This is a genomic window from Selenomonadales bacterium (assembly GCA_017442105.1).
GTDB lineage: Bacteria > Bacillota > Negativicutes > RGIG982 > RGIG982 > RGIG982.
The window spans coordinates 1-15,310 of the sequence record JAFSAX010000018.1; the positions used below are offsets into that span (position 1 = coordinate 1).

Sequence of the window (15,310 nt, forward strand, 5' to 3'; positions counted from 1 at the left end):
ATCGCCAACAGCGCGGCGATCCTCGATATGCCCGAATCGTACTGCAATATGGTACGGGCAGGCATCATTCTCTACGGCCTCTTGCCATCCGATGAAGTATCGTGTGATATCGAGCTTCGTCCTGCGATGACGCTCAAAGCAGAAGTCATGTACCTCAAAGACGTTGCCGCGAATGTCGGTATCAGCTACGGACACGCGTTCCACACATCGCGTCCGAGCCGTATCGCCACTCTTCCTGTCGGCTATGCAGACGGCTGGTCGCGTCGATTGACGGGCAAAGCCGATGTGACGGTAAAAGGCGTCCGTGTACCGATCGTCGGTCGTATCTGCATGGATCAATGTATGGTCGATGTGACCGATATCGACAAGGTAGATATCGGCGAAGAAGTCATCTTGTTCGGTGCAGGCGGTCGTACGGCAGAAGAAGTCGCTGAGTGGCTTGATACCATCTCGTATGAAGTCATCTGTATGATCGGCAAACGTGTGCCAAGACAGTATATCGTAACGAGCGGTGAATCTAAATAAGATCGTGCTGCGAAAGATGCTTGAGGCAATCTTTGTACAGGAGCAGACACGATACGAACAGCGTCGCGGGCGGGGCATCTGCCGAGGCGACGATATCGACGGAGGAGATGAGAGCTCCGTCAGCATAATAGAATCGAGTACCGATCTTTTGTCCGCGCGAGATAGGCGCGACGATCGGTTCATCCCAGACGGTCAAAGCCAGTGCGGCTTCGGCCGTTTCTTTTTTTACGAGCGCGTAGAGCGTGTCGCCGAGCTGTCCGCGGATCGTCGGCACAAATCCGCCGATGAGCACCGCTTCGCCTGCGTCGTCACCTGCTAGACCGCCTGAAAGGAGCACATATTCGGAAAAGCCCCATTTAAGAAGCGCGACGGCGTCTTGCCAGCGGGTCGGATCGTTGAGCAGAACGGCGATATATCGGTGGTCATCTTTGTGCGCACTCGCGACAAGACACGCGCCTGCTTCGCCCGTCGTACCCGTCTTGATACCGTCGGCGGCAGGGTACTGCCAGAGGAGCTTATTCGTATTGCGAAGCGATCGGTGATGTGTACCTGCTGTATCTTCCCAGTCGATCTCGGCCGTCCGTTTCGCCACGATCTCGGCAAACGTCTTGTTCTGCATAGCACAGCGTGCGATCTTTGCCAGACTCTTTGCCGTCACGTAATGGTCGGGTGCGGGCAGGCCGTGCGGATTGATAAAGTGACAATCGTGTGCGCCGAGTGCATAGGCACGTGCGTTCATCTGCTCGGCGAACGATTCGACGCTGCCTGCCAGATGCTCGGCGATGGCAACGCCTGCATCATTGCCCGAACGAAGGAGAAGCCCCGTCACAAGCTCTTCAAGCGACAAGACCTGCCCTTTCTTTAGGTGCATACGCGAGCCCTCTGTTTTCGCGGCGCGGTCGCTGACGGTCACAGGCTCAGCAAGTCGTCCGCTCTCGATGGCGATAAGTGCCGTCAATATCTTCGTCGTGGAAGCGGGCGGCATTCGTTTGTCGCCGTGTTTATCGTAGACGACTTCGCCTGTCGCACATTCCATCAGAACGGCACTATGGGCGTGGTTCAGTACAGGCGGCGGTGCACTCTCTGCGGTCAGCGGGATCAATAAAAAAGCCATAAAGCAGAGTATCAATCTGTGCACCACACATCGCCTCCGAATCGTAAGATGGTCTATCTGTATGCGCTCTGCGCGGGCATCATACGTATTTTTCGCCGATGCGCGCATAAAGATAGCGCGAAGGAGGAATGAAGATGAGGTCGGCAAGAACGATATTTTTCGGCTCTCTCGTTGTCATGGCGGTACTCTTCGGCATCGGAGCCAATCGCTACGCGGCGCTCGATGAAGTCGTAGTAAGCCGTGCGGCAACTCAAGAGAAGATCGTCGCCGTCACGATCGACGACGGCCCGCATGATAAGGCGACACCGCGTATGCTCGAGGCACTTCGCGACACAGGCATCAAGGCGACATTTTTTATCTTGGGAAAAAGTGCCGAGGAGTATCCCGACTTGGTGCGCCAAGTGATAGCGGAGGGGCATGAGGTCGCTACGCACGGGTACAGCCATCGCAATATGGCGCGTATGTCGCGGGCAGAGTGCGCGGAAGAATGGGAGAAGGCAGAACGCGTACTGGCAGAGTTCGGCGTGCAGACAGACCTCTTTCGTCCGCCCGGCGGTGCATACGGCGAGGTGCTTGTCGAAGGGGCGAAAGAGCGCGGATACCATATCATCTTGTGGGACGTCGATCCGCGCGACTGGCAGGTGCCGTCTGATGACACCATCGCCGAACGCATCATGGCAGAGGTACGCCCCGGCTCTATCATACTACTCCATGACGGGCAGTATCCGATCCACAGTGCCGATGCCCTAAGGAAGGTCGCAGACCGCCTGAAAGCGGACGGCTACTCGTTCGTCACCGTCAGCGAGATGATGGGCATGTCGGCGGGCGGAGCAGAGTGAGGCTCGTGCGAAGCGTAACCGTAATACGGCACGAGCGAACGCCAATAGACGGCTATCTGCGCATCGTAGCGGTGCATCGCCGCCGTTCGTTCGTTACGCAGAGCTTGGATATGCGCGAGCAGATCGGGGGTGAACGTGTACGTTTCCGACTTGGGCACGGTCAGCGGTCTTGCGTATTCGGCAAGGCGCGTGGCGACCTTGACATTCGTGCGCCCTTCTTTGAGGAGAACGGCAGGCTCCAAGCGGTCGGAGCCGCGCATGCGATGTACAAGACAGTTCGGCTCGAGCGTTGTGATGACATTCGCATCGTCCCCCGTATAAATAAGCGCAGTATGGCAGGACGGACATTCTGACGCACCGTGCGGGAAGCAAGCATGGCACGAAACACAGACGATTTCGCTCATAGGAACACTCCTTTTCGATTTTTGGGAAAAACTTCATTTCTAGTTTGCCCGTAAAATGGTACAATATAAGCAAAGAGAAATCGAACGGAGGATATCACATGATAGCAAACAAAGAATTTGAAATGATGAATAGAGATGCGCTCCATGCGCTCCAAGAAGACCGCCTTGCCAAAACGGTGCGCTGGCTGTGGGAAAAGAGCGACTTCTACCGTACGCTCATGCAGGAACGCTACGACGATGAAAAATCCGTCAGCTTGGCGAACCTTGCCATGATGCCGCTCACGCGCCGCGCAGACCTCGAAAAAGAAGCACCGTACGGCCTTCTTACCTTCCCCATCACGACGGTCGAGCGTATCCATATCCTCGCAGGCCAGTCGGGTCACCTTGCCGCGTGCTATACGAACGGCGACATCGGCAAATGGATGGAACTTGTAACAAGACCGCTTCTCGCGGGCGGTATGAACGTCACGACGATCGTCGGCATGGTATCCGATTACGGTGTCAATCCCGACGGACTTGCGCTCCATTACGGTGCGGAGATCATCGGTGCGACGACGATCCCGCTTCCTGCGAACATCTATCGTCAGGTCGAAGCCGTCAAAAAGCTGTCTGTCAATGCGCTTGCAGGCTCTGTCGAAGACCTCGTACAGCTCGGTCACGCGCTCTACGGCCGCGGTAATATCGAATACGTGTTCGCTGTGATGCGCGCAGGCGACGAAGCACTCGCCGAAGAGCTTGCCACGCTCTACAAAGGCAAAATTACGAAGATACTCGCCGTTGACGAAGTCATGGGCGCAGGCGTTGCGTTCGACTGCGGCAATGGCTGGCATATCGCCGAAGATGCATTCTTCGCAGAGATCGTCGATGCAGACGGTGAACCTGTCGAAGACGGTACGTGCGGTCAGCTCGTTCTTACTACGCTCGTACGCGAAGCAATGCCGCTTATCCGTTACGCAACGGGCATCGAAGGCACACTTACGCGCGAGGTGTGCGACTGCGGTCGTACAACAGTACGGTTTCACGTGAAAAAGAACGGATAAAAAAGAGCCTTGTCGGATAAAATAGCGTCGGAGGTGGTACGATGTTTCATATGAAAAGCATGGGGCATATGTCGATGCCGAGTATGATGCATGACTGTCGCGTTCGCAAAGGCATTACGATGATGGCGGCAGGATTCGTTATGGTTCAGGCCGCACGCGTACTCTATCACGAACTTGTCGATTGACTTCCTCCGCTAACGAAAAATCCCCTGCACCGAATGTGGTGCAGGGGATTTTGGTTTTGTGTGGGAAACTCGTTTTAGCGAGCCATCAATTTTGCTACGCGCGCGGCAAAGTCGATGGGGTCTTCCGGCAGGATGCCTTCGATAAGGAGTGCCTGATCGTAGAGCATCGAGCAGTATTCACCGAACGTATCCTTGTCATCTGCGCTGTGGATCGACTGAAGCGTCGTGAACAGCTTGTGATGCGGGTTGAGTTCGAGGATACGCTGTGCCTTGAATACGGGCTGGTTCGCTTCGGCGAGAAGCTGTTCCATCGCAAGGCTGACACCTTGCTCTGCGCTGACGAGGCAGACAGCACCCGATTTGAGGCGTGTCGAAAGACGGACTTCGGATACCTTTTCGGCGAGGGCTTCTTTGATATCTTTGAGAAGCGCGTCGTTATCTTTTGCGAGCGTTTCGGCTTCCTGTTTTTTCTCTGCGTCGATATCACCGAGATCGAGGTCGCCGCGGCTGATGGAGTGGAACTTCTTGCCTTCGTATTCGCGCAGTGCTTCGAGCGTGAACTCGTCTACGTTGTCCGTCAGATAGAGGACCTCGATATTTTTCTCGCGGAGAAGCTCCATCTGCGGAAGGCGTTCGATCGTTGCGCGGTCTTTGCCTGTTGCGTAGTATATGGACTTCTGCTCATCACGCATACGGCCGATGTACTCCTTGAGCGTCGTGAGGGCATGGTCTTCATTCGACGACGGGAAGAGGAGCAGGTCTTTCAGTTTATCGTGCGACGTGAAATCGGTGTAGATGCCGATTTTGAGCGTACGACCGAATTCTTTCCAGAACGATTCGTATTTTGTACGGTCTTTTTCGAGCTTTTTCGCAAGTGTCTTGAGAATCGTTTTTTCGAGGTTCTTGCCGATCAGCTTCAGCTCGCGGCTCTGCTGGAGAAGCTCACGCGAGATGTTGAGCGAGAAGTCGGGCGAATCGACAAGACCGCGAACGAAGCGGAGATATTCCGGGAGAAGCTCTTTGCACTGCTCCATGATGAAGACGTGGCGCGAGTAAAGCTGTACGCCGGAGCTGAAGTCAGGGTGATACAAGTTGAACGGTGCACTCGTCGGGAGATAGAGGAGTGCCGTATACTCGACCGTACCTTCGGCTTTCGTATGGATCACGTCCATCGGGTCTTCCCAGTCATGGAACTGGTTTTTGTAGAAGTCGTTGTATTCTTCCGCCGTGATATCGCTTTTGGCGCGTGTCCAGAGCGGTTTCATCGAGTTGAGCGTGCGAAGTTCCGTCACCGTCTTTTTCTCGCCGCCTTCGACGATGTTGCCGTCTGCATCACGTTCGGGCTCGACGCGCGATACGTTCATGCGGATCGGGTAGCGGATATAGTCGGAGTATTTTTTGACGAGCTCTGTAAGGCGATACGTCTGGAGGAAATCTTCTTCACCGCCTGCGAACTCTTCCGTCAAGTGGAGCGTGATAGCCGTACCGACGGACGGTTTGTCCGCTTCTTCGATGGTGTACGTGCCGTCGCCGTTCGATTGCCATTTGACGGCCTTGTCGGAGCGGGCGGAACGCGTGAGGAGCGTGACTTTGTCTGCGACCATGAACGCCGAATAGAAGCCGACACCGAACTGACCGATGAGGTCTTTGTCTTGTGCTTCGCCTGCTTCCTGCATTTTTTCGAGAAACGCTTTTGTGCCCGATTTTGCGATCGTACCGATGTTGTCATTAACTTCGTCATACGTCATGCCGATACCGTTGTCGGCAATGGTAAGCGTGCGCGATGCGACGTCGGGGATAAGATAGATCTCGCGTTCGGCATCGTCCATCAGATCAGGCTCGGTCAAGGCCGCGAACTTCAGCTTGTCGATCGCGTCCGATGCGTTGGAGATCAACTCGCGAAGGAAGATCTCTTTGTTCGTATAAATGGAATGGATCATCATATCCAGAATCTTTTTCGTTTCTGTCTGAAACTCTCTCGTTTCTACTGCCATGTGATAGGCTCCTTTCGTTAAAAAAGAATTATTAGCACTCTCTGTCGTTGAGTGCTAATCCCTGCTATCATCATACTCTATTCAAGCTGGAAATGCAAGGAAAAGTTTTCATTTCGCGGGCGGTTGTGCTATCATAAAAGGAGAGAAAGGCGGAGATCATAATGTATCAGACTCAGTTATACCAACAAGATATCGCGATGGCAGATTTTATCGCGAAGTATCAGGATATCGACAAATTCATGGCATATTGCCGTGAGTGCCCCAATTATAATGCGCGGTGGTCGTGCCCGTCCTTGTCGTTCGACGTAGGCGAGATGCTTGCAAAATACGACCGTGTCCATCTCGTGGGACTGAAGATGACGTACGATGAGATGACGATCGCTGCCGCCGACACGCCCGAGAAGGTGAAGTCGGTCACGTGGGATACGCTGTTCGTTGAAAAACGCGCTCTCGAAGAAACGCTTCTTGCTGTAGAGGGCGAGACAGACGGCAGTAGAGCGTTATCGTCGGGCGGCTGTCACTACTGTGATACGTGCGCGCGGACAGAAGGGAAAGAGTGTGTCTATCCCGATAAGATGCGCTACTCGCTCGATGCGTTCGGCTTTGACCTGACCGCCATCACCGCCGACCAATTCGGTATCGACCTCTGCTGGTCGAAAGGTGCGCTCCCGCCGTACTATACGCTTATCCATGCACTCCTTCTGCCTGTCGGAAGCGACATAGATACGACTGCACTCACCGAGCGTATCCGAGAAGAACACACAAAACATATCGCGAAATAAAAATGAAAAAAAGTAAAACTTTTTCACGAAAAACACTTGCATTTTTCGCGGATATCGGTTATTATAATCAAGTAGCGCCGATTTAGCTCAGTTGGTAGAGCAGCTCATTCGTAATGAGCAGGTCGTAGGTTCGAGTCCTATAATCGGCTCCACATGATAAGTCAAGGCTTCCGAAGATTCGGAAGCCTTTTTTGTTATGTATATCAAATAAAGGAGCAGGGCGGTACTCTTTTTATGATGCAGCATTTCTTGTCGAAGATGGCAAAATGCGCTACAATAAAGGTATCCTGACAGAAATGATGGTGTTGCTGATGAATCGTTGCAAGAGTTGTAATACCGAACTTGGCGAAGGGATGTCGTTTTGCCCGTCGTGCGGTACGCGTCAAGTGATATGCCCTGCCTGCGGACAGCCGCATCTTGAAGAGAGTCGATTCTGTTCGATGTGCGGTGCGATGCTGACCAAAGCGGAAGCAGAGCCGACGGTCGAAGATGATCTGTGCGCTACGCAGAAGATCGTCCTGCCGCCGCCCGCCGAGCTGGAACGCGAAGAAGTCGTATATGATGATGAATCGCAGAGAAGCTGGTACCAGAAAAATCGCAGACCGCTCCTCCTCGGTGCGATATTCGTAATATTGATTGCCGTCTTGTCGAGCTGGTTTTTCTCATCGCAGATGCGCGAGGACGAATACCAAGCGCGCATGGTGACCGTCTGTGCTGACATGACTGCCATCAACGAAGATGTTCTTCGTCAGATGGACAGACTGGACGAAAAGAACCGTACGCAGATCGCGAGCCACTTGGTCAAGCATCTTGAAGTCGTACAAAAGATAAAAACAGAGCAGGCGGAGCTTCGTGCACCCAAAAGTCTGTCCGAAGAACAGACAAAAGTCGCCCGCCTCTTGATACTCGAAGAACAGATATTATCGCAGATAGAAATATTCTGCCGCGAACCGCTGTCTGCCGACCCGTCGGAAGGCAGTCAAATGGTAGCCGAATGGGCAAAAGAAGCCGACGGCCTGTGCCGTGATATCGCGCTTGAAGCGCCGTTTGCGAAGATGCCGAGCCTGTCACGTGCTGTAGGACCGCTTCATGCAATGATGGAAACGGAACGCAAGCTCGAAGAAGAACGACTGAAACAACTGGCGATGCGCAAAGCGTATATCGAAAAAATGGATGAGATCATAAAAGAGTACGAAGCTGAAAAAGGTGCACTCTCGTCGATGCTCGAAAGAGCGCGTGCAGGGTCGATATCGAGTGAAGCGTATCGTGCATCCGTTGCCGCCGCGCGCGACAAGCGTGAATTGCTCCGCAGTCGTGTCCGCTCGCTCGAAGTGCCCGACGAAGCACAAGAGCTGACGGCGAAACTCGATGCGGCTCTTACTGCAAGCCTTCATTACTGCGATACGATGGACGAGCTTGCCAATCCGCTCCTTGCTATCCTGCAGGGACGCGATATCTACGCGGAAGCGCGCAATATCGACAGACAGGTGCAAGAAGCATACGGTGCATTCCGTACGCAATACGAAACGTACAAAACAGAAAACGAAGAACCGCAAGACAGCGAACCAAATACCGATACCCAAGAAGAAAAGCCTGCACGATGATGTGCAGGCTTTTGCCGTATGCGCGTATTTTAAAAAGACGTGCCGTCCTTTTACAGTTCGTTCGTTGGCGGAAGGCATATCTCGTCTTCGCAGACGTAGTAGGTGGGCAGGTCGTTCTTGATCGGATAATCGCTGTCGTCCGTATAGCGAAATGCCCAGTCGGTGCGGATGCGGACATCGGGCGAATCACCTTCGGGCGTGGCGCAGACGATCTTGCGGACGGGAAGTGCGCTGTACAGATAGAACGAGAAGCCCGCGGGATATGTGCCTGCTTCGCCGTTCATGTAGGCGCGCTGTTTCGTCTGTTCGTGGCGGAATCGCTCGTCACCCGTCAGAAGTGCCAGTCGTGATAAGTTGTAGTGCATCACGGAATTGCCCGACGGCATCGCACCGTCAACGGCTTCCTTCAAGCGCGTGGGAAGCTGTTCGTTCTCTTTGCCCGAGAAGTAGAAGCCGCCTTCCTCCGCATCGCCGAAATCATCGAGTGCGCGGTGCATAAGCTCTGCGGCGCGCGTCAAATAGTCGCTGTTTTGCGTTGCCTGATGGAGTGCGAGAAGCGCGAAGATAACGTACGCATAATCGTCGAGATACGCAGCAGAATAGCGGTGATCCGCCATACGCCCTGCGTAGAGAAGCGTACCGTCGGAGAGCGATTCGGTCAGATGCGCCATCGTCCGCTCGGCTGTGCGGATATAGTCCTCGCGTGAGAGGATACGGCCTGCCGCCGCGTAAGCGCTGACTGCGAGCGCATTCCAGCCGAGGAGGATCTTGCGGTCTGTTTCGAGATGCATACGCTCCTTGCGATAGTCGTAGACCTTCTTGCGGAGCGTGTCCATGTCGACGGGCGCATCTTTGCCGATAAGATTCGGGATGCTTTTGCCGTCGAGATGACCGCCTTTTACGATATTGTACGCATCGCAGAATCGTCTGCCGTCCTCCTCGCCGAGAAGCTCCGTCATCTCTTCGGGCGTGAACGTGTAGAACGCGCCTTCGCCGTGCGGAGAATCGGCATCCTGCGCCGCATAGAACGCGCCGTATTCGTCCTGCATCTCTCGTTCGAGATATGTGAAGATGCGCTCTGTGATATCGGCATATTTTCGCTTGCCCGTCTGCTCGTACGCCACGGCATACGTGTACGCAAGAAGCGCATTGTCGTAGAGCATCTTTTCAAAATGCGGAACGAGCCAGAAACGGTCGGTCGAATAACGGCAGAACCCACCGCCGATATGGTCGAAGATACCGCCGCGATACATCGCATCGAGCGTTGTTTCGGCAAGCGGTGCATCGGTAGAGAGAAGGAGAAGCAGATTTTGCGGGCAGGGGAACTTCGGCTCGTCGCCGAAACCGCCGAACACGGAATCGAACGAATCACGAAGCGCGTCCACGCCTTTTTCGATCGGTGCCTGACCGAACGAACGCGGTGCTTTCGGCATCTGTGACAGCAGCTCTGTCAGCTCCTCTGCCGCCGAGGAGAGCTCACGGCTGTTAGACTTCCAGAGTTTCGATATCTCACCTAAGAAATGCTTGAAATTCGCAGGGCGCAGGTACGTTCCCGCCCAGAACGGCTTTTTGTCTGCCGTCATCAAGATAGACAGCGGCCAACCGCCGCGCCCCGTCATCGTCTGACACGCGCGCATATAGAACGCATCGACATCGGGACGCTCCTCACGGTCAACTTTTATCGAGATAAAATGCTCGTTGAGTACGTCTGCGATCTCCTCCGACTCGAAGCTCTCGTGCGCCATCACGTGGCACCAATGGCACGTCGAATAGCCGATGCTCAAAAAAATGGGCTTATTCTCCTCGCGTGCGCGTCGGAATGCTTCTTCGCCCCACGGGAGCCAATCTACGGGATTGTGCGCGTGCTGCCGAAGATACGGGCTTGTTTCATGTATCAAAGCGTTTGTTTTCGTCATACTATCACCTCTTTCGTAGTGTTGCCGATGCGCAGTGCAAATAATCGCGTCGGCAGGAATTTATTTGCATGAAGCGAAAAAGTAACATATAATCAGGACAACGATAAAATGATCGGAGGACATCATGGAACTTATTATGCTTGGAACAGGCAACGCAGGTGTTGCCAATATCTATAACACGTGCTTTGTACTGAAAGGCGAAAAAGAAAATCTCCTCGTCGATGCGGGCGGCGGCAACGGCATCTTCGGCCGACTGAATCGGGCAGGCATCGCACTTCAGTCCATCCGCGATATGTATATCACGCACAGCCACACAGACCATATCCTCGGTGCCGTCTGGGTCGTGCGCCGTATCTCCGCGATGCAGCGCGAAGGCAAATACGAAGGCATCTTCACCGTCTACTGCCACGATGTCGCGGCAGAGTCCTTGGAAACCATCTGCCGACTGACCTTGTCGAAAAAAGACCTCAAAGCACTCGGCAGTACCATCATCATTGAGCGCGTCGTCGATGGTGACAAACGCACCGTACAAGGTATGGAACTGACCTTCTTTGACATCTTCTCGACGAAAGCAAAACAGTTCGGCTTTACGGCGATCCTTCCTGACGGACAAAAGCTCGTTTGCCTCGGTGATGAGCCGTATAACGAAGCGTGCCACGAATATGCGAAAGATGCCGACTGGCTGATGAGCGAAGCCTTCTGCCTCTACGGCGACCGCGACATCTTCAAGCCGTACGAGAAAAACCATAGCACCGCACTCGATGCAGGTCGCCTCGCACAGTCCCTCGGCGCGAAAAACCTTATCCTCTACCATACGGAAGAAAAGACCATCGCGACAAGAAAAGAAACCTACACCGCCGAAGCCAAACAGGAATACGAAGGCACTGTCTACGTGCCCGACGATCTGGAAGTGATCGTGCTCGGATAAAAGATACCAGCAAAGTATTCTTTGGTAATATCATAACCGATAAGGTATATTTTTGCAAGCGAAATAAAAAAGACACGTACTCTTTGTGAGATGAGTGCGTGTCTTTTTGTCTGTGCGGTGGTCAGCGGATTATCATAACGGGACATTCGGCGCGGATGAGGACGCTTTGACTGACGCTGCCGAGAAGGATCTGTTTGGCTTTGGACAGACCGCGGCTTCCCATGACGATAAGGTCGGCGCGCTTGTCTTCGGCGATATTGAGGATGCGGCGGGCGGGGTTGCCGATTTCAAGCAGAATGTCGGCAGTCAGACTGCTTGGCAGTCGGCGTTCGGCATCGCGAAGGACAGAGTAGCCTTTTTGTTTGATCTCTTCGGGGATATAACCACCGCCGCTGACTTGTTCGAAGGCTGACATATGTGTGTTGAGATCGACGATGTAGACGATCGTCAGCTTGGCGGAGAAGGCTTCGGCAAGTGCGATGGCGCGGTTGAGTGCGCGGTCGGCCGCCGAAGAACCGTCAACGGGGACGAGGATAGAGGTGAATACGTTTGTCATGCGGATACCTCCTTCGATTGCTGGAGTTCTTTTTGTGCGCGTTTAAAGCGCAGGTAGAGGAGCAGAGTGAGTACGGCGATGTAGCAGAGGTACGCGCTGTATTCGCCGATACATTCAAGAAAGGGTGCGCCGCGCTGGGCGACATCGCGGAAAAGGCGATATGACCAGACGAGCGGGAAGATGTTCGATACGAACTGAACGGCGGGCGGTACAAGGTTGAGCGGCCCGCTGGCACCACCGAGGATGAAACCGCCCGGGATGAAGAGGATCATGCGGCTGATGGCTACCCCGGGATTCGGTGCACCCCAGCCGATGAGAAGTGCGGCAAGGGCGACGCTGACTGCCGTCAGGATGATGGCGGCAAGTATCTGCGGATAACTGCCTGCGAAGGACAGGTCGCCGAGCAGTGCTGTCAGACCGAAGCCCAAGAGGATCGATACGGTAAAGCAGACGATGTACGGAATAAGACGCGACAGCAGACTGAAAAAGCCTCGGTTCGTTTCGCGTTCCCATGCGTGCATCAGCTTGAGGCGCGGTACCATACCGATAGTAGCGAATACGAGAAACATCGAGCCGAAGAAGATGAGAAAGCCGAACGTCGACGAGTTGCTGTGTGCATCGACAGGATTGAAGAGGAGACGCTCTTTCAGGGCGATGCTCTGAAGTACTGCGCTCGTTTGGTCTTTGTTCAGGCCGAGCGCACCGAGATGCTCTGCTCCGCTCATCACATTGATCGTGCCGATGACTTCATTCAGGCCCTCTTTCAGGTGACCCGTCTGTGCGACATTGAGATTGTCGTAGAATACGCCGATATTATTCGGTGTGAGGCTGTAACGATTTTTCTCGAAATCGCGCGGTATGTAGATGACGGCGATATGCTCATCATGATACATCAGCGTTTCGGGATCGGTCGGCGTGTGAAGGACTGTCTTGATATCGAGATACGGCGAGGTAGAGAGTTGTTCGGTGAACGTCTGGCTCAAACGGGAGTTATCAAGGTCGATCACGGCGACGGGGGCATTTTTGGCATAGTTTAAGGGGAAGGCGATCGTAAACAGCACCGTCACCACGATGGCGATCGTCATGGCAACTTTGTGATACGGCATCCCCATGCCTGATAAGAGAAATTCTATCTCATCGTGCAGTGATCTCATCGATATCCACCTTTACTGTCATACCGGGACGTACGCCGTCCTGCGCCTCGGTATAGATGCGAACTTGAAACGAAGATAGGTCGGACTGCCCTTTTTCACGGCTCATGCGAATATCGGCAAAGCCCGGTGCCGCGCTGATGAGGCGGATCTTCCCTTCGACATCGCGCTCTGTTGCAATGAGCGTACCTGTGATCGTATCGCCGTCACAGAGCGACGCTGCCTGCGTTTCATCGAGATAAATATCATAATAATAGCGGTTCGATTCCAAAAGGATAACGGGCGCATTCGGAGATACCATCTCGCCTTCTTTAGCAATGAGCTTCAAGATCTTGCCGTCCTCGGGCGCACGAAGCGTCAGACGTTCTTTTTGTACGAGAAGCTCCTTCAGATAAACAGCGAGCTGTTCGCGCTGACAGATAAGAGTTTCCAGCGTGTTGCGTTCGTTGGCGATGCTGCGGCGATTCTGCTCGATCGTCGGCAGGATAAGACCGTCGGCACTTGCTGTCATCATCACCTGCGTGCGTGCCGCATCGCTCGTTCCTGCAAGCGACTCATTCAAAGCCTGTTGTGCGCGGAGCTGTTCTGCACGTGCGACATCGAGTGCCATCTGTGCATTGTCAAGCTCGAGCTGGCTGATCGCACCGTCGGTAACGAGTGCGGCCATGCGGTCGTAATAGAGCTGTTTGTTCGCGTACGTTGCATTGGCGGCGTCAAGTGCCTGCTTCTGCTGTTCGATCATGCGATAAGCCTGCTCCTCCGCTGTGAAGGTGCGACTGTAATTGATGTCGATATCGCCTGACTGTCGGCGTATCTGTGCATCAAGCTGGGCGAGCTGAGCCTCTGCCTTCTCGATGGCAAGATCGGTATCGGTACTGTCGAGCACCATCAGGATATCGCCTTTCTTAACATATTGCGATTCGATAACATGTTCCTCTGTCAGTTTACCGCCGACGTTTTGGAACGCGACCTGCACCTGCTCTGCCGTCAAGATGCCTTCCCGTTCTTTTTGATTCATCGAGATCGAATCCTTACCGATCACGGTAAACGCAAGCGAGCCTAGGATCGCGACCGCGGCAAAGGCAGCAATAACGGTGCGGACGATTTTGTTGTTGTTCACGTAAAGGACACCACCTTATAACAAAGATAAATGATTAGCCGACTAACTATCTGGCTGAAAAAAAGAACTTTTCCTGTCGGCAGTCAGGAAAAGTCAAGTTTGCGCAGAAGGCGGAGCAGTTCTTCCTGCTCGTCTGTCGTTAAGTTTGATACGAGGGAAGAAGCGCGTCGATAATGCTTTGGCAGGACTTCCTCTAAGAATGCGCGACCTGCATCGGTGAGCAAGACCTTTTTACTGCGTCCGTCATGTTCTTCGCGTTTCAGCTCGGCAAGTCCGTCGCGTGTCATGCGCGATACCATGGCACTGATCGTTGCGCGTGTGACACCGCTTCGATCGGCAAGTTGTGACGGTGTGATGCCTTCGGGTTCTTGGTACAAGGTAATCATGACGACCAGTCTGCCTTCCGAAAGCCCGTATTCTTCCGTTAATTGTTGGAATATCTTTTTTTGTACACCGTCAGATGCCCATGCCAGTTGGATCTGCACTTCGACTGCCGAAACATCGACTTCGCCGGGGAACTTGCGAACGAATTCTTTGAGCGATTCACGTGATGGGATAATACGCTTGTTGATATCCATGGCAGTTCCTCCTTGATAGTTAGTCGGCTAATTATAAGGCTAGTATAACAAGGAGGGTGGTGTTTGTCAATCGGAAAGGGGAAAACAGGCAATGTAAATGAGAGGACAATCATGTGCATATAAACACATCTATATGTGTAAAACGCATAAAATAAGACGAAAAATATGTTGCAGGACAGATGGAGATGTAGCGTGTTCACGGTAGGCGGATAGACGCGGCGATCAAAGCGGAGGGGGCGTCGCTTGGGGTAGAGTGGAAGGGGCTTGTGCGATGGCAGGCGCTGTTGGGGCAGGGTGGGCGACGCTGTCTGACGGGCGTTGTCGGTATCGGTGGGGGTTGGTCGGCGGCGGTCATCAGACGGTTGGCGGGCGGTGTATCAAGCGGTGCATCGTACGGCGTGTCGGCAATCGGTTGATGCAGGCAAAATAAAAGAGCGGATCCTGCTTCATACGAACTAAGCGGAACCGCTCTATGCTTTATTATTCGATATTTTATCTTCTATCATTATACGAAGACGCCAATCGCTGCGCTAAGTCCTACGAATACGCCTACACCTACAACCATCAATGCGAA

At 53.6% G+C, this 15,310-nt stretch carries 16 protein-coding genes and 1 tRNA gene; 9 read left to right on the forward strand and 8 right to left on the reverse strand.

Going from position 1 to position 15,310, the window contains the following annotated elements; all coding sequences use genetic code 11:
• The coding region (gene alr, locus IJN28_00745; GenBank protein MBQ6712300.1) for an alanine racemase at positions 1 to 525 on the forward strand (525 nt) is incomplete at its 5' end.
• Here alr and IJN28_00750 read toward each other — a convergent pair.
• Positions 518 to 1,663: a D-alanyl-D-alanine carboxypeptidase gene (locus tag IJN28_00750; protein MBQ6712301.1), complete on the reverse strand. Its 1,146-nt coding sequence runs from the start codon at positions 1,661 to 1,663 to the stop codon at positions 518 to 520. The genes alr and IJN28_00750 overlap by 8 nt on opposite strands.
• 110 nt (positions 1,664 to 1,773) lie before the next feature.
• On the opposite strand from IJN28_00750, the gene IJN28_00755 reads away from it, so the two are divergent.
• On the forward strand, positions 1,774 to 2,478 hold the full coding sequence (locus IJN28_00755; protein ID MBQ6712302.1) for a polysaccharide deacetylase family protein: 705 nt from the start codon (positions 1,774 to 1,776) through the stop codon (positions 2,476 to 2,478).
• Here IJN28_00755 and IJN28_00760 read toward each other — a convergent pair.
• Entirely contained in the window at positions 2,421 to 2,882 is a 462-nt protein-coding gene (locus tag IJN28_00760; GenBank protein MBQ6712303.1) for a hypothetical protein, read from the reverse strand. The genes IJN28_00755 and IJN28_00760 overlap by 58 nt on opposite strands.
• Before the next feature lie 98 nt (positions 2,883 to 2,980).
• On the opposite strand from IJN28_00760, the gene IJN28_00765 reads away from it, so the two are divergent.
• Positions 2,981 to 3,922 carry a hypothetical protein gene (locus IJN28_00765; GenBank protein ID MBQ6712304.1) on the forward strand — a complete coding sequence of 314 codons (942 nt, stop codon included), beginning with the start codon at positions 2,981 to 2,983 and terminating at the stop codon, positions 3,920 to 3,922.
• 41 nt (positions 3,923 to 3,963) lie between these two features.
• Entirely contained in the window at positions 3,964 to 4,107 is a 144-nt protein-coding gene (locus IJN28_00770; protein MBQ6712305.1) for a hypothetical protein, read from the forward strand.
• Between the two features lie 74 nt (positions 4,108 to 4,181).
• On the opposite strand, the gene htpG is transcribed toward IJN28_00770, so the two are convergent.
• The gene (gene htpG, locus IJN28_00775; protein ID MBQ6712306.1) at positions 4,182 to 6,101 is read right to left on the reverse strand and encodes a molecular chaperone HtpG; all 1,920 of its coding nucleotides are present in this window, start codon (positions 6,099 to 6,101) and stop codon (positions 4,182 to 4,184) included.
• A gap of 161 nt (positions 6,102 to 6,262) precedes the next feature.
• Here htpG and IJN28_00780 point away from each other — a divergent pair, with 161 nt between their 5' ends.
• The 3 genes from IJN28_00780 to IJN28_00790 all read left to right on the forward strand — a co-directional run bounded on the left by IJN28_00780 (position 6,263) and on the right by IJN28_00790 (position 8,487).
• Positions 6,263 to 6,883: a metal-binding protein gene (locus IJN28_00780; GenBank protein ID MBQ6712307.1), complete on the forward strand. Its 621-nt coding sequence runs from the start codon at positions 6,263 to 6,265 to the stop codon at positions 6,881 to 6,883.
• A 76-nt stretch (positions 6,884 to 6,959) separates the two neighbouring features.
• Positions 6,960 to 7,035: transfer RNA gene (locus tag IJN28_00785), tRNA-Thr, on the forward strand.
• A 114-nt stretch (positions 7,036 to 7,149) separates the two neighbouring features.
• Positions 7,150 to 8,487, forward strand: a complete 1,338-nt coding sequence (locus IJN28_00790; GenBank protein MBQ6712308.1) for a hypothetical protein — start codon at positions 7,150 to 7,152, stop codon at positions 8,485 to 8,487.
• Positions 8,488 to 8,537: 50 nt separating this feature from the next.
• Here IJN28_00790 and IJN28_00795 read toward each other — a convergent pair whose 3' ends face one another.
• Entirely contained in the window at positions 8,538 to 10,403 is a 1,866-nt protein-coding gene (locus IJN28_00795) for a thioredoxin domain-containing protein (GenBank protein MBQ6712309.1), read from the reverse strand.
• 121 nt (positions 10,404 to 10,524) lie between these two features.
• Between IJN28_00795 and IJN28_00800 the strand changes: the two genes are divergently transcribed.
• The gene (locus tag IJN28_00800; protein MBQ6712310.1) at positions 10,525 to 11,331 is read left to right on the forward strand and encodes an MBL fold metallo-hydrolase; all 807 of its coding nucleotides are present in this window, start codon (positions 10,525 to 10,527) and stop codon (positions 11,329 to 11,331) included.
• A 121-nt stretch (positions 11,332 to 11,452) separates the two neighbouring features.
• On the opposite strand, the gene IJN28_00805 is transcribed toward IJN28_00800, so the two are convergent.
• The 4 genes from IJN28_00805 to IJN28_00820 all read right to left on the reverse strand — a co-directional run bounded on the left by IJN28_00805 (position 11,453) and on the right by IJN28_00820 (position 14,736).
• A complete protein-coding gene (locus tag IJN28_00805) occupies positions 11,453 to 11,887 on the reverse strand; it encodes a universal stress protein (GenBank protein ID MBQ6712311.1) in 435 nt (144 codons plus the stop codon).
• Positions 11,884 to 13,041, reverse strand: a complete 1,158-nt coding sequence (locus IJN28_00810; protein MBQ6712312.1) for an ABC transporter permease — start codon at positions 13,039 to 13,041, stop codon at positions 11,884 to 11,886. Before IJN28_00810 ends, IJN28_00805 begins: the two co-directional genes overlap by 4 nt.
• Positions 13,022 to 14,056, reverse strand: coding sequence for a biotin/lipoyl-binding protein (locus IJN28_00815; GenBank protein MBQ6712313.1), 1,035 nt, complete (start codon positions 14,054 to 14,056; stop codon positions 13,022 to 13,024). The genes IJN28_00810 and IJN28_00815 overlap by 20 nt, the downstream gene beginning before the upstream one ends.
• 185 nt (positions 14,057 to 14,241) lie before the next feature.
• Complete coding sequence (locus IJN28_00820; GenBank protein ID MBQ6712314.1) at positions 14,242 to 14,736, reverse strand: MarR family transcriptional regulator; 495 nt, start codon at positions 14,734 to 14,736, stop codon at positions 14,242 to 14,244.
• Positions 14,737 to 15,002: 266 nt separating this feature from the next.
• On the opposite strand from IJN28_00820, the gene IJN28_00825 reads away from it, so the two are divergent.
• Positions 15,003 to 15,152: a hypothetical protein gene (locus tag IJN28_00825; protein MBQ6712315.1), complete on the forward strand. Its 150-nt coding sequence runs from the start codon at positions 15,003 to 15,005 to the stop codon at positions 15,150 to 15,152.
• Positions 15,153 to 15,310 lie beyond the last annotated feature (158 nt).